Genomic DNA, 15,298 nt, shown 5'->3' on the forward strand with positions numbered 1-15,298 from the left:
ACGCATTAGATCCCTCTGGAGGCCCATCACGTAGTGATCGCTCAGACTCCAAAGGATTCCAATTTGGCACGATAAGCCCCTTGGCCAGACTAACAACAACTGAATCTGGATGAGGGCGTATCTTGTTAAGCACGTTCGGAAATGCATTTGCTGGGACAGCCAATATAAGGAGACCCCGTCCATTTATGGCTTTTGAAAGGTCGGTTGTAGCAAGATCACTGCTTTCACGACTTGTTGAAGCTCTCTCCCATGGGACGATATCATGGTCTGGTAGTCGACTATGAATGGCCTGTCCGTAGACCCCATAGCCGATCATGGCGATCTTTTGTTGGAACGCGGCTCGTTGAGCGATAGTTAGTTCGCCGGAGTGGTTAGTTGCCGGCGCTTCTAGGAGAGTTTTCCTATCAGCCGAGGTCGGTCGCATCGAAAATATGGATTGGTCTAACCGTATGGACGGCTTTCCCTGGACAGGGTCATTAGATGGATCATTGGAAGGTAGTGACAAGGGAGCCTCCTATTAACAACCGCTTAAATTAGCTAATTAATACCATCGCTGCGCCCTGTAGTCTTTCAAGACTGTGTTAGTTCTTCGTGAGTAATTAAGGTAACTATTCACTCTTAAAACTATGCCGAGAGCTGACTTGGCCCCTAAAATCATATAGACTATCGGTATTAGTCCGTTATGTAAATTATCTCAAAAGGTGTGTGGTAGATTACAGTATGACAGTTTACGCAGAAAAGATCAGTTCGTCTCTAAAACATACAGTTGATTCACTCTCCCGAGCAGATGCCATTAACTCAATCACAGATGCAGGGACCTTTGACATACTAGTTGTTGGTGGTGGTATTCATGGGGCTGCGGTTGCCCGATTTGCCGCAGCCTATGGGTTCAAAACAACACTCCTAGAGAGGTCAGATTATGCAGGAGCTACCTCCAGCCGCAGCTCAAAGATGGCTCACGGAGGTCTGCGTTATTTGGAGCTCTGTGATTTCGAGCAGGTCTTTGAGGGGATAAAAGCCAGAGAGGAGATGTTTGAACATATTGGGAACCTAGTTAAGCCTGCTGATTTCCTTATTCCAGTCCCAAAAGGCTCGTACTTCTTCAAGATTAAGCTCGGGATTGGGTTATTCCTTTACGATCTGCTGGTAAAGAAAAAGGATCGACGACACCGTTGGATCCCTCGCGCTAAGCTTAACTTTCCCGGGTTTCACAGCGGGCGAGATGACCTGATGGGATGTTTCGTCTATACCGATGGAATAATGAGCGATGCACGCTTAGTAATAGACAACATTATTGCGGCGCGTCGATACGGAGCAACTTGCCTTAACTACTGCGAAGTGACCTCCCTCACTCGCGGCAAGGATGGAATATTAGAGGTTAAAGCTCTCGATACAAAGGGTGGGAGTGAGCTAAATCTTCGCGCTAAATTGATCGTAAACTGTACGGGCCCCTGGGCCTCCATGCTCGCAAACACCCTTGGAGCGGAGCCGCGCCCACTTAAATTTAGCCGCGGTTCTCACATCATCTTTAATAAGCCATGGACCGGACCGAGCCTCTTTTTGCCTATGCCTGGAAAGGCCCGTTATTACTTCGTCTGGCCACATCATGCAGGAACGATGGTTGGAACGACAGAGCGAGAGGTTGAGCAGATTGAGCTCGATCCAATGCCTTCAACTGATGAGGTTGACGAGATATTAGGCCGCCTCGAGAAGGATATTCCAGATGCTGGACTCAATCGAGGGAGCGCCTGTTACGCATTCGCAGGTATCCGAACCCTTCCGATACGTGGCAAGGATGCCAACTCAGCGGTTCTCTCACGTAAGCACATCTGGACGCATGTAAATGGGGTGTTGAGCTTGCTTGGGGGCAAATATACTACCGCCTCATGGACGGCTTTTGAGGGGGTAAAGGAGGCTGCGCAAATTCTCGGCAGACCGCTCTCTAACGCTGAAATCCAAGAGAGGCAGGACCTAAAGAAGTTACCTGGGAGTACAAGCAACACGGAATCTAAGGAGTTAATAAATGCATTAACTCATCGGCAACTTCCGTCAGAGATTCAAGATCGACTACTAGGCCGATATGGAAAGCGCCTTGGCGATAACTATTTAGAATATGTTCAGAGATCTCCGGAGAAGATTATAGAGTTAGAAACTATGATCGCCCTTGATACCGAGCAGGTTGAGAGCCTAGAAGATCTAATGCGGCGTAGGCTGGAGCTTGAATATACCGAAGGGCACGGTGAAAAGTATCTACCGATTATTAAAGAGGTCTTTAGGCAGATGCGTCCCGATATCGACTTCGATAAAGAGTCGACAGAGTACCTTGCCCGCATGCAGAGGATACACTCCATTCTCGGTAAATCTTAACGCTCAAGTGAGCAATTGCCGGCGGCGGCATATGTCGCGTAAGTACCTGATGCTACTATCCTAACACATATTTAACGTCGTTTGTTTGAGTAGGTTGTGCGGCTCTGATACCCTTTATCGTAGCAAGCGAGCTTTTGTCGTAGCAGGCGATGTCTCGTGCAGTTAATTCTAATTATATCTCATGACTAATTTAGTAGTAAGTACATGAATACAACTCAGGGTAACAACGCAGAGGCAGATAGGTTAGGTACTATTATGATAAAAGGAGAGGTGACTCTTGCTTCAAACGGCTATCGTCCTGAGCTAACCACGGATACCTCTCCTATCCTAAATAAAGAGGCATTCATATTTGATTTAGATGGCACCGTATGGAACGGCAAAAAGATAATTCCTGGTGTAGTAGAGGCTATTCAAAAGCTGAGAGAGCTAGGCAAACAGCCGATCTTTTTGACGAACAACTCTTCAAAGTCACGCCAAGAGTACCTTACTAGATTGCAGGGGCTCGGGCTCTGTAACGATCTTAAAGAGATCGTTATGTCGACAGACACGGTCACTACCTACCTGAAGAACCACGGATTTAAGAGTGCCTATATCATGGGTACTCCGGCGATGAGGGAGATGTGCGCCGAGTCTGGTGTCTCTCACGAAGCGGATCTCAGCAAAGTGAACGTAGTTGTGATCGGGTTTGATCGAACTGCCACGGCTGACAAACTCACAGAGGTAGGGCGGTTAGTAGCAAAGGGTATTCCATATATCGTAGCACACCCGGATCCGTTCTGCCCAAGCGATGAGGGGCCGATCATGGATTGTGGTGCGTACTATGCTGCTATCAAGGTCATGACCGGTATTGAGGCGAAAGCTATCCTTGGAAAACCATCGGCAGCTATGATTGAAGAGGTCGAGATCCGTTTCTCGATAGCACGCGATAAAATGGTAATGTTTGGTGATCGTCTCTACACCGATGTCGCTCTTGGAAGGGCTGCTAACATTGACTCCGTGCTCGTTCTTACAGGGGAGAACACCCTTAAGGATGCAGCATCTAGCACTGAGAGACCGACCTGGATCCTGAATTCAGTAGCCGAACTACATAGCGACGTTTAAATAGTAAAAATCTATGAGTAATCCAATAACTACAGACACCAAGAGTGTATCTAAAGATCTATTTCCGGAGGCTTTAAGTGATAAATTAAAGCTCCCCTCTGCTGACGGGCGTCTACATTACCTTGGGTGCGTTGCGCGCGGAGAGCTCCCAGCACTGCTAGTGATTAGTGGACTCCCTGGCGCCGGTAAGACAACGATCTTTAATTTCTTACAACAGGATCCATCAAAAACATATACCGCTACTACTCGCTATATGCCGCGCGAACGGCGCCCGAACGATACTGTCGGAGATCAGCCGTGGCGATTTAAACAGGATGGTACAACCGGAGCCGATTTAACTGGGCCAGAGAGCGTGATCTTCTCTAATGTAAAATATAAAGGGTATTACGGCTTTACTGGCGGCGATATCGTTAAAGCGCTTAATCGTGGCGAGATCCCGGTGATGTTAGTGACGAGCTACATCGAGATGACTCAGTTAGCGGAGGCTTTGCACAACATGCTCCCAGTAGCGCCACTTGTGACCCTACGCGTTGAGGTTCCGCAAGATATCCTTCCTGGAAGAATCATCAGCCGCGTTGGCGCTCATCCCGAGGAGCACACGGAACGCATCGAGAAGCTAGGCAGCTTAGTGAGGGCAGATATGCTTCAAACCCCACTCCTGCACAAGGTATACGACACACGCGTTGTGTGGAATGTGACAGAGAGAGAGGCTGTGGAGAATGGGTATTTTAGTGGACAGTTCAGGGGCCTGACCCCCGACGCCCTCGCTGCGATGATGGTTGAGGCTACAGTTGATGCCCAAACGCGTGCGATGAACGAGGCTAAGGATATCCTAACTAGGCGAAAGTTAGAGTATGGGCATCCATCAGTTCCTAACTGTATCACAGAGATTCTTGACCAGGTGCTCTTACCGGCAGCAGCCGAGTGCTTATCTGCAGGTGCGATAGCTAGGGGCGAGAGCGCAATTGTAATTAAGGCTGGTCTTGCAGCAGCAATTTATCTTGAGGGAAAAGGGCGCCCAGTATCTCCTGATATCGACTGGACGCTGGTTGAATCGCCAGGCGCAAAGGTACAGATGGAGGTTCTCATGGAGAAGCTCTGTAATAACATACCTGTCTGGATAGATGGGAAAGACAAGGCGGTTTATCACTGCGAGGGAATCAAGGGAGAGGCTAAGGCGAAAGATGGAACTAACGTCGAGCTCGATGCGCTCTTAATTACCCGTGCGCAGCCGGATCCTAAAGGTTTCTGTTTTGTGTGCACTCACGATGAGCACGATCTTTTTCATCGCCGCACCGTTGAAACGCCAGCAGGCTACCTCTTTGGCATGGTTCCACCTGAGCAGTTGTGTGTTGAGAAGTTGCTTGCGGGTCGGGGGCCAGAGATAAACAAATTTGACCTGTTTGACGCAAGTGGCTTGCTTGCAAAATACCACCTGAATCCCAATCTCGTAAAAAAGATGGTTGAGATGCAGCGCTTTGATAACGATCTAGATGCCGATGCCAGTAAGGTAATCAAGGCAGAAAAATGCATCTTGAGTAACGAGCTTCTTTCGCAAATAGGAATCACTGAACCAGTTATGCAACATATCGCTCATTCGATTGGGGCTTTGGTTGATGATGAATGGGCCCCTTATCCCTCTGAAGAACGAACTCTGAGCATGACGGCACTTAAACAGCTCGCCTTCTTAAGCTCTGTCGAGCGATCTCTTAAGCGAGTTGAGGCTATAATGCACGATCAAGTTTTTGCTGTTGGAGAGGAACATGTCTCGATCGGAGAGCGCTTCGGTAAGGACGCTGTGCTTGCCGGGGTTTCGCGCCTGCGAGCTCAGGTAATGCTGCATGCCGGTTATTCGATAGGGATGAACGACACCTTCGTACAAAGGGCACTTGGAAGTGAAGAGGACAGAGCCGAGTTCTTCCAGCACCTAGATAATCAACGCAAATTGCTGACTAAGTAATTATTCGCCATTTCTTGATGTCCCCTGATCCGCTCTGGCTAAAGCTTTAGCGAGACAGGTCGTAGACGCTTTTTTATGGGTGAATAGTTATTGTTTTGGATCTAGCAGAAAACTAGCAGGGTCACCCCCGCAAACTTCGACCGAGACCTTAGAACCTACAACCGTAACAATTGCGTAGCTCTTGGAAGGAACTCCAGTTCCTGAGACATCTTCTATGCACGATTGGATAGTAAAGTACGGGATGCCATTATGTACGGTCATATTATTCCAATGCAGATGCCCGTTAAAGACACCGATAACCTTAGCACTCTCTTCAAAGATTTCGCGAACCTCTGCGCGATTTGAAACGAGGGCCTTATTGATCGATCCATCGAACCAAAAGTTTCCCTTGAGATCTTGATCCGATACAGGGTGATGCATAAAAACTAGGGTCTTTAGCTTAGTAGTAGCGAGGTCCTGCTTAAGCCACTCCAGCTGGTCTGATTCGATTGTCATGTTTTGATGGTTAAAGTGCCGCGTATAAAGAAATACGCAGTGAACATCATTGGCATCGAATGAGTAATGCAGCGAAGTGAGATTAAGGAGCTCGCACAGGTCGTTGTAGTTGAGGTTCTCGCGGTCGTGATTTCCGACGGCGTGATATACAGGCACATTAAACTTCTGGAAATACCAGAGAGCTCGCTTAAAGTTAGCCCGATCGAACTCAACGTTCGGATACCTAACATCGTCCTGGCTCAGATCTCCCAGTTGAGAGATGAATGAGATATCGCTCTCTCGGTTGATAGTTTCCGCGAGCTCACAGAGCACGTTCTCCGATACGTTGCTCATGATGCGGTTTATGCCTCTGTAGAATCCGCATGGTCCGATATGGCTATCTGTTACGATTGCAAATTTCATGAAAGTTCCTCGACTTAATTGCGTCTAACGAACTCTATGTAATAGCGGAGATCCTCGCAACACTTCTATGTGTTCTTGGCCCTAGGAAGCAAGCTTCACGTGGTCGTGTCCGTTCGCTATGACCTTCTTTAAGCCCTTTGATGTAGGGAAGAAGTCCTCAGGGATAACCCCAATCAACTTCTCTACCGATTCACGCTTAACGCGCCAATCTGAGCCTAATTTAAAGCCCTCAATCGTTCCCGCCTTGATTAGGTCGTAGACCTTCGGGCGATGAATCCGCAATAGTTTAGCCACTTCCTTAACAGTTAAAAGAAGGGGCTGTGGTACACTCGTCATACGTTTCTCCTTATTCATTACAACAGAAAATCATCTCAACTCCATTACGTAGTTGATAAACAAGGTTATGGTTCGACCCTGTTCGTATGTGACCTTTATTCTCATTAAAGGGCTAAGATGCTGATCCTGCGCGGTTTTAACCCCTCAGGGGTCGATTTGCAGAGCCCGTCCAGCAGCGCAAGCTGCTGGCGCAGCAATGCGGTGGGGGTGAAAACATTAACTGGTCACAAAATCTGCCGTCCCCGATCAGGGGACGACCAATCGAATTACCTATGAAACTTCGCCGTAATCTGAGTAGCTTGAATCGCGACATTAAACTACGGTGACCAGTTACTTAGGGTTAACCTATAGTAGGGCATACTCCTAGCGAACGGGGGGTTGTGGTATAAGCATCTGAAACGGGCTTAAATCGTTGTTTTCTGACCACATAAGCCTATTTTGCGTACGGTAGATATATGACCCCTAAGAGTTATTGTTTCGTTGTTCCCCGTTATTTTGAGGGGATAGCTGGAGGGGCTGAAACCTTAATGGGAAGCCTTGCGCGTGAGCTGCATGCGCGCGGAGATCGGGTCGAGATTGTATCAACCTGCGCCAGGGATAATCGCACCTGGGCCAACGAGATGCCTGCAGGTGAGGAGCTACTGGGGGGTATTGGGGGTATTAAACTCAACCGATTTCCTGTGGATGAGCGTAACCTAGATAGGTGGGTTCCACTGCAGCTTTCAATTTGTGAGGGTAATCCGGTAGCGCCCGATGATCAGATCACCTGGCTAGCAGAGAGCGTTAATTCGCGCCCTCTGTATGCCTACCTTTTACAGGAGCAGAGCCGCTTTGATGCGATCTTCTTCGGCCCGTATCTTTTCGGAACTACCTTTTGGGGCGCGCTTTTGAATCCACAACGCAGCGTACTGATCCCATGCCTTCATGATGAATCGTACGCGTACCTAGATGTTATCGCCGCGATGTTTAGAGAGGTGCGGGGATGCCTCTTTAACGCAGCGCCTGAGATGCATCTGGCGCGCTCACTCTACGGAGATATCCCAGGGGATGTGGTGGGGATGGGATTCGAGCTGCCGTCGCGTGAATCGATAAAAGAGCTTAAGCCATACTTCACAGATCCTGCCCCCTATATCCTCTACCTCGGTCGCAAGGAGACCGGAAAGAACGTGCAGCTGCTGATCGATTCCTTCTGTACGGCGAAAGATGAGGGGCTTATAGCCGCAGAGGTTAAGCTCGTTATCCTAGGTGGAGGTAGCTTCAGCGACCTGCACCGGCCGCAGGCCCTAGCACGGGGTGATATTATCGATCTGCCGCATCTGAGCGAGATTGAGAAGCAACGCCTACTTCGGCACGCCTTATATCTCTGTCAGCCCTCAACGAATGAATCCTTTTCAATCGTGATGATGGAGGCCTGGATGGTCGAAACACCTGTTGTTGTGCACGCTAAATGTGCAGTAACCAAGCAGCATGTGATTGATTCTAAGGGTGGGCTTTATTTTGCATCTCCGCAGGATCTAGGTGGAGTGACCGAATATTATCTGACGCACCCTGCGGGGCGCTTGCAACACGCCCAGGCGGGCAGAGCTTACGTTGAACGCGAATACGCATGGAGCGCAGTTTTAGAGCGATTCGATCGCACTATGTCTAAGCTCTTTGCTGTGCAGCTTGAAGTTGCAGCACCCTCTCAATAAAACCCTAAGCTTGCATTTGCCACAATTCTAAGCTACTTGAGAGAGATATTAACCCAGGGGAGGTCCGCGGCCTAAAGCCGCACGGATCTGAGACGCTCAATGTGAGTGAGACCCTTTGAACCTGAGACGGATAATACCGGCGTAGGGAGAGGATATATCTTGAGTTCGAGATCCCTATTATTAATCCTAAGCACTGCGGCGATCTATCTTTGTCGCTCATCTGCTAATGCTCAGGAGCTTGAAAGTAAGCAGGAGCCGCACGCTACACAGCTATTTATTTATGGTGCTCCATTTAAGGAGGCACTAATAGATCTCTCTCAAAGCGCTACCGTTGTGCAGGAGGAGCGCTTACGCGAGAAGGGAGAGAATAACTTTAAGTACGAGATCGAATCGATCCCCGACATGATGTGGTCCGGTGGAACCTCACGCCCCCGATTCTTTATTATTCGCGGTATCGGTGAGCTGGAGCAGTACGAGGGTGCTCCTAACCCCTCCGTAGCAACCATCATTGACGATATCGATTTCAGTGGCCTGGGTCTCGTTACGCCGATGTTTGATATCGAACAGGTTGAGGTACTGCGTGGTCCGCAAGGAATCCGCTTCGGTTCGAGCGCACTAGCAGGTGCAATCAACGTGCGTTCGCAGGATCCAACTGAGTTTACTACCGGAACGGTTGAGGTGATGGCTGGTAACGACGAGTTGGGGGCAGGGGGGATCGCTATTGGTGGCGCTATTCCCGGCACCGCTGAAAAACTACAGATAAGGTTCTCGGCATACAACACACAGAGTAACGGATTTCGGAATAACTTATATTTAGGGCGCGATAATACAAATAATATAGATGAATCGTTAGCGCGGCTTAAACTTCGCTATCGAGAATCTGCGCGACTTTCCTTTGACCTCTCGGTATGGGGTGTTCAAGCAAGTAACGGCTTCGACGCCTTTGCTATAGATAATTCACTAAAGACGCACTCCGATCGTCCGGGGCAAGATGCCACGCAGGTGAGAGCCGCTTCCTTTAAGGTAACTGCACAGGTTCTTAATAACCTTAAACTTGAAGCGATCAGTAGCGCCGCTAAGACCTCAAACAACTATAGCTTTGATGGAGATTGGGGTAATAATCAGTTCTGGGCGCCCTTTGATCCATACGATTATTTCTCTGATTCAAAACGGGTGCGGCGGATGCTGAGCCAGGAGTTGCGACTGACATCAGATGACGCCATGTATCAGCATGGCCAGGATTGGCGTTGGCTAGCCGGTCTCTACGGACAACGGTTAACGGAGGACACCTCTACCGCCGAATTCTCTAATAATGAGCAGTATGATGCGCTCTCTAGCGATTACAGTGCCGGTACAGGGGCCGCCTTCGGTCAGGTCGAAACGCCGCTCGGTAACGGAACGAGCCTTGCCTCTGGTTTGCGAGTAGAGCAACGAAACGCTAGCTACGATAATACAACAGGGGCGGAGTTCTCTCCAAACTACACCATGCTTGGCGGCTCACTTTCTTTGCAACACGACCTCTCAGAAGCAGTTCGCAGCTACCTTAGCGCCTCACGTGGTTTTAAAGGGGGAGGATTCAATCCAGGAGTAAGTGTACCGCAGGAGAGCCGCCAGTACGCTCCGGAGTATCTCTATAACTTTGAGCTTGGAATTAAAGGAAGCTTCTTCAATCGACGGCTTGAGAGTAACTTGGCGCTCTTTTACGATCTTAGGCGCGACCAACAACTTAAGTTCGCAGTGCAGGATAATCCCGAGGACCCGCTCTCCTTCACCTACATTACGGATAGCTCGGCAAAGGGAGAGAGCTCCGGAATAGAGCTTGAAAACGTTTTAAACGTAACTCCGTGGATGAACCTCTTCGTCTCCGGCTCGCTAATGCAATCAGAGTATAGCGAGGTGCCGCAAGAGAGCGTATCCCTTAAGGGTCGAGCATTCTCGTATGCCCCCAACTATCAATACTCTGTTGGCACTCGCACCGAACTCGGAGGCGGGGTTTTTGCTCGACTCGAAGTTACCGGAAAGGATAGCTTCTACTTTGATGATAGTAATAATCAGATGAGCGATCCATATAACCTCTTTAATGCCACGCTCGGGTACCACAGAGATCGGTGGCGTTTAATGCTCTGGAGTCGAAATCTCTTTAATCAGAGCTACGATGTGCGTGGCTTTTACTTCGGAAACGAACCCCCCGACTATCCAAACAAGCTCTATGTGCAACAGGGAGACCCACGCGCGTTCGGATTAACCCTTACCTATGCCTTTTAAGGGAGCGCTGAGTGCCCAGGGGAGCCTATAGGGTCGAATAGTGGTCTAAATAGAACGGTTCTTGTTAGTTATCTTGTCAGGTTATTGTTGCGTGATCCCATAGTGAGTATTTATACTCATAGCTATGATAACTCATCGTTCGATAATCAGCTGTGTCGCTCTAGTGCTTGGGTTTGTTCTTCTCGTAGCCTCAGGGTGTGCCAACCTAAATGATCCATACAGTGGGGGTGGGGGTGGTTACGGTAGTAATGCGCCGTACTACGGGGGTAACGGTAACGGCGGCGGGGTTGGCTACGGTGGCTATGGCAATGGTGGCTATGGTAACGGCGGCTATGGTAACGGCGGCTATGGTAATGGGGGCTATGGTAACGGTGGCTACAACAATAACCGACGCGAACAGCAGGAGCTTGAGCGCGAGCGCGAGCGACTTGAAAATGAGCGCAAGCGACTTCAACGCGAGCGGGAGAATGTCTACCGAGCACCTGCTGCGCCACCGCCACCGCCACCTCGGCAAGTATTTGAACGGTGCCCTGCAGGATTTAGCCCGAGTGAGCAGAAATGCACACAGGATGAGCGCCGACGTGGTTGCCGCGATATGCGGCTGCCAGGTGGTTTAGGGTGTGTTGATCGGTAGCTTATCGGTAGTTTACCGGATCTGTATCGCAGAAAAGTTGTCTCTGTACTGTGCTTGGCATGCAAAAGGATCCCCAAGATATTGCGCGTATAAACGAGCTAGTTGAGGTGCTCAATGAGCATTGCTATCGCTATTATGTGCTCTCGCAGCCAGCCATTAGCGACGCCGAGTATGATAGCCTTTTCCGCGAACTAGAGGGGCTTGAGGTCGCACACCCCAAAGAGATTCGCGCAGATTCCCCAACTCAACGTGTCGGTGCGCAACCCCTAGATGGTTTTGCGACGATTCAGCACCGTATTCCGATGCTCTCGCTCGATAACGCAATGAACGAGCAGGAGCTGCTTGATTTCGATCAACAGGTAAGGCGCCTGCTCGCTAAGGACGGAGCGCTAGTTGACGATGTTGAGTACACAGTTGAGTTCAAGTTTGATGGAGTTGCGGTCTCGCTAAGCTATCAGGATGGCAGACTACTCCAAGCAGCAACCCGTGGTGATGGTACTAGTGGTGAAGATGTTACCGTAAATGTGCGCACTATTAGGGCCATTCCGCTTAAACTGCGGGGCGCTATAACGCCGCAAGGGCTGCTTGAGCTGCGCGGAGAGGTTCTTTTTAGAAAGAAGGAGTTTGAGGCTCTAAACGAAGATCGGCAGCAACGCGGCGAAGAGAGCTTTGCTAACCCTAGAAATGCAGCCTCCGGTAGTCTGCGACAACTCGACCCGCACGAGACCGCCAAGCGCCCCCTGTGGTTCTGCGCATACGGGGTGGGGGCTATTGAAAGCTCTACAATAGGAATAAGCGATCTAGCAGCAAAGCCGCTAAGCGCTGCGATGAGGGTTGTTGAGTCGCTCGGATTTTCGATCTCGCCCGGTTATAAGCTCGTTAAGGGGGCGGCTGCATTGGTTGAGGCCTACCGCACAGCTGAGGCAACGCGTGAGGCGCTTCCGTTTGAGGTGGATGGTATCGTTATTAAAGTCAACGATGTTGCGCTTCAGGAGCGACTCGGTTTTAGGCAACGATCGCCGCGCTGGGCAATCGCTGCGAAGTTTAAGCCGGTCGAGGCGCTCACAACCCTGCAAGATATTACGATACAGGTCGGCAGAACGGGCGCACTAACTCCCGTTGCGGTTCTTACTCCGGTTAGGGTTGGTGGGGTTATTGTCGCACGAGCGACCCTACACAATCAGGGCGAGATAGATCGCAAGGGGCTTTTAATCGGAGATACCGTCGTGGTGCGTAGGCAGGGTGACGTTATCCCGGCCGTTGTTGCCGCCATTACAACGGCTCGCACCGGCAATGAGCGCAAGTTTATCTTTCCTACCGAGTGCCCTGAATGCAGCACCCCGGTTGAACTACTACCTGGCGAGGCGGTGATACGGTGCCCAAACGGAAGGTGCCCAGCCAAGCTTCACAACCGAACGTTGCACTATGCAGCGCGTGATGCGATGGATATCGAGGGGCTCGGTGATAAGATGGTCGGATTATTGCTTGAGCACGGCTTGCTTAACGACCTGCCCGATCTCTACACGCTGCAGGTCGAGAAACTTGAGAACTTACCCCGTATGGGGGAGCTCTCAAGTAAGAACCTGCTTGCGGGCATCGAGGGTAGCAAGACGAGACCCCTTGATAGATTTATCTTTGCGCTCGGCATTCGACATGTTGGCAGTAAAACCGCGCAGCTACTGGCGCGCCAGTGCGGAACAATTGAGCGCTTCCTTGCCATAACGGAGCAGGAGCTATTAGCGCTTGAGGAGATAGGCCCAGAAACAACCCGCTCAGTGAAGCATTTTCTGGCAGATGAATCTGAGCAGCGCCTAGTTCAAGGGTTGCTTGCCAGCGGTGTAGCGCCAGCGCCTGTAACTACTGAGGCGATACAGGGTGGGGTGTTAGCGGGCAGCAGCTTTGTTCTGACCGGCAGCTTGTCAACGATGAGCCGTAGAGAGGCCGAAGAGCAGATCGTTGCAGTAGGTGGTAAGGTTTCATCCTCAGTTAGCAAAAAGACCAGCTACGTTGTGGCCGGAGATAGTGCGGGCTCAAAGCTGGAGGTGGCCAAAAAGCTCGGTGTGCCGGTCTTAAGCGAGGAGCAGTTTAGAGCACTGCTAATACCGAAATGCGAGAGCTAAGCGCCAGAGAGGCTATAAGATCTATGTTTTGCCAACCGCTAGCCTGATGTTCTATGATTCGTGCTTGATTTAAAAGGAAAGCATATGACTGAAATTCGCACACGATTTGCGCCGTCGCCCACTGGATTTCAACATCTTGGTGGATTTCGCACCGCTTTTTTTGCCTATCTCTTCGCCAAGCAACATGGGGGCAAGTTCCTGTTGCGAATTGAGGATACAGACCGTGAAAGGCTCGTTCCAGGAGCAGTCCGTTTTGTGATTGAGGAGCTGGCGTGGCTCGGTATTCAGATCGATGAGGGTCCTAGCCACCAGGAGCTTAAGGATATCGGAGAGTATTGGGACGGCGCGCCACAACTTGGCGGCGAGTATGGGCCGTACACGCAGAGCTTGCGGCTTCCACGCTACAAGGAGGTCGTAGAAGAGCTGATTGCCAAGGGGCATGCCTACCGCTGCGATTGCACCCCCGAGATGCTTGAGCGCGAGCGTAACGAGCAGATGGCTAGACGCGAGATGCCCGGGTACTCAGGATATTGTAGAACCCGCGACGTTAGCGCCGATACTCGACATATCATTCGTTTTAAGATGCCGCAGAAACGCTCGGTCAGCTTCGTGGATGGCATCCGTGGTCGTGTTAATTGGGAGACCATACCGTTACGCGATACTATCTTGTTTAAGAGTAACGGGTTTCCGACCTATCATTTGGCGGCCATGGTAGATGATCACGATATGTTGATTACGCATGTGATGCGTGGCATCGAGTGGTTATCATCAGCGCCGGTTCATATCCTACTGTACGAGGCGCTCGGATGGCAGATGCCGGTCTTTGCGCATTTGCCCTTAGTAAACGGAGCAGATGGAAAGAAGCTTTCAAAACGAACTGGGGCGCTTAATGCACGCGATGTGCGAGAGCTCGGATATCTACCAGAGGCAGTGCTTAACTTCGTCTCTATGATCGGATGGGCGCCGGGTGAGGGGAGCAATCAGGAGATCTTCTCGCGTCAGGAGTTAATCTCACAGTTCTCATTTGCGGGGGTGAATCAGGCTAGCGGCGTCTTTGATATCACTAAGATGGCGTGGATGAACGGACTCTATATTCGTAACCTCAGTGCAGAGGAGTTCGTTAAGCGGGCGCAGCCGTTCCTTGATTTAGTTAGTCTTAAGGTGCCAGCCGAGCAGTTCCTAGCGCTTGCGCCGCACGTTCAGGAAAGGGTCAAGGTGTTAACTGAGGTCGCGCCGATGATCGAGTTCTTAAGCGATGAACCCCTTGTACGGCAGACCGAGGCGATCTTTCAGAAGGGTATGGATGAGGCTAAGGCGCGTGAGGTTCTAACCAGCTCTATCACGCAGCTAGAGCTTTTGCCGGAGTTTTCGGTGGTTGCTATTGATCAAGTATTACGGGGGGTTGCAGTAGAGCTTGGGCTTAAGCCAGGGCCGGCCTTCGTTGTGCTTCGGATCGCCGTAACGGGTAAAACCGTAACGCCACCCCTGTTTGAATCGTTTGCAGTTCTTGGTCGGGATAAGGTACTATCACGCCTTCGAGAGATGCTCGATCTGATACCAAGCAGTATTTAAAGGTAGTTATGAAAGCTAAAGATGTTCGTCGAGGAACGGTAATTCTTTTTAAGAATACCCTCTATAGTGTAATGGACTTTCACCACCACACCCCCGGTAACCTGCGCGCCATGGTTCACATGAAGTTGCGCAACCTGAATAACGGTACCCAGACCGAACACCGCTTCAGCTCAACCGAGGATATCGATACAGCGGATGTGTTCAACCAGGCAGCGACCTTCCTCTACTCTGATAGTGAGGGGTTTCATTTCATGAATAGCGAAACCTACGAGCAGGTGGCGGTGTCAAACGAGCTTGTAGGAGATAATAAGTACTATATCCAGGAGGGGATGCAGGTTCAGCTCTCGATGTACGA

General features: G+C 50.3%; 12 protein-coding genes and 1 riboswitch. Of the genes, 9 read left to right on the plus strand and 3 right to left on the minus strand.

The annotated features are described in order from the left end of the window. The coding region (locus NTV65_06800) for an NAD(P)-binding domain-containing protein (protein ID MCX6114905.1) at positions 1-505 on the minus strand (505 nt) is incomplete at its 3' end. A 215-nt stretch (positions 506-720) separates the two neighbouring features. On the opposite strand from NTV65_06800, the gene NTV65_06805 reads away from it, so the two are divergent. The 3 genes from NTV65_06805 to NTV65_06815 all read left to right on the plus strand — a co-directional run bounded on the left by NTV65_06805 (position 721) and on the right by NTV65_06815 (position 5,428). Beyond that, positions 721-2,367, plus strand: a complete 1,647-nt coding sequence (locus NTV65_06805; protein ID MCX6114906.1) for a glycerol-3-phosphate dehydrogenase/oxidase — start codon at positions 721-723, stop codon at positions 2,365-2,367. 204 nt (positions 2,368-2,571) lie between these two features. Further along, positions 2,572-3,468, plus strand: a complete 897-nt coding sequence (locus NTV65_06810) for an HAD-IIA family hydrolase (GenBank protein MCX6114907.1) — start codon at positions 2,572-2,574, stop codon at positions 3,466-3,468. A gap of 13 nt (positions 3,469-3,481) precedes the next feature. Then, positions 3,482-5,428: a hypothetical protein gene (locus tag NTV65_06815; protein MCX6114908.1), complete on the plus strand. Its 1,947-nt coding sequence runs from the start codon at positions 3,482-3,484 to the stop codon at positions 5,426-5,428. An 87-nt stretch (positions 5,429-5,515) separates the two neighbouring features. Here the strand turns inward: NTV65_06815 and NTV65_06820 are convergent, their stop codons facing one another. Next, a complete protein-coding gene (locus tag NTV65_06820; GenBank protein MCX6114909.1) occupies positions 5,516-6,325 on the minus strand; it encodes a metallophosphoesterase in 810 nt (269 codons plus the stop codon). 81 nt (positions 6,326-6,406) lie between these two features. Continuing rightward, on the minus strand, positions 6,407-6,661 hold the full coding sequence (locus tag NTV65_06825) for a helix-turn-helix domain-containing protein (GenBank protein MCX6114910.1): 255 nt from the start codon (positions 6,659-6,661) through the stop codon (positions 6,407-6,409). Positions 6,662-7,116: 455 nt separating this feature from the next. Here NTV65_06825 and NTV65_06830 point away from each other — a divergent pair, with 455 nt between their 5' ends. From NTV65_06830 to NTV65_06855, 6 genes are all read left to right on the plus strand, one after another. After that, complete coding sequence (locus NTV65_06830; protein ID MCX6114911.1) at positions 7,117-8,352, plus strand: glycosyltransferase family 4 protein; 1,236 nt, start codon at positions 7,117-7,119, stop codon at positions 8,350-8,352. A gap of 45 nt (positions 8,353-8,397) precedes the next feature. After that, positions 8,398-8,518, plus strand: a riboswitch (TPP riboswitch). Then, positions 8,512-10,617 (plus strand): TonB-dependent receptor, encoded by a 2,106-nt coding sequence (locus NTV65_06835; GenBank protein MCX6114912.1) that lies wholly within the window; start codon positions 8,512-8,514, stop codon positions 10,615-10,617. It overlaps the preceding riboswitch by 7 nt. A 124-nt stretch (positions 10,618-10,741) precedes the next feature. Further along, positions 10,742-11,251 (plus strand): hypothetical protein, encoded by a 510-nt coding sequence (locus NTV65_06840; protein ID MCX6114913.1) that lies wholly within the window; start codon positions 10,742-10,744, stop codon positions 11,249-11,251. A 59-nt stretch (positions 11,252-11,310) separates the two neighbouring features. Beyond that, positions 11,311-13,371, plus strand: coding sequence for an NAD-dependent DNA ligase LigA (gene ligA, locus NTV65_06845; GenBank protein MCX6114914.1), 2,061 nt, complete (start codon positions 11,311-11,313; stop codon positions 13,369-13,371). Positions 13,372-13,455: 84 nt separating this feature from the next. After that, positions 13,456-14,943 (plus strand): glutamate--tRNA ligase, encoded by a 1,488-nt coding sequence (gltX, locus tag NTV65_06850; GenBank protein ID MCX6114915.1) that lies wholly within the window; start codon positions 13,456-13,458, stop codon positions 14,941-14,943. An 8-nt stretch (positions 14,944-14,951) separates the two neighbouring features. Continuing rightward, positions 14,952-15,298: elongation factor P (locus NTV65_06855; GenBank protein ID MCX6114916.1), on the plus strand; the 347-nt coding region annotated here is incomplete at its 3' end.

The organism is Pseudomonadota bacterium, from assembly GCA_026390555.1.
Taxonomy (GTDB): Bacteria; Bdellovibrionota_C; UBA2361; order UBA2361; family OMII01; genus OMII01.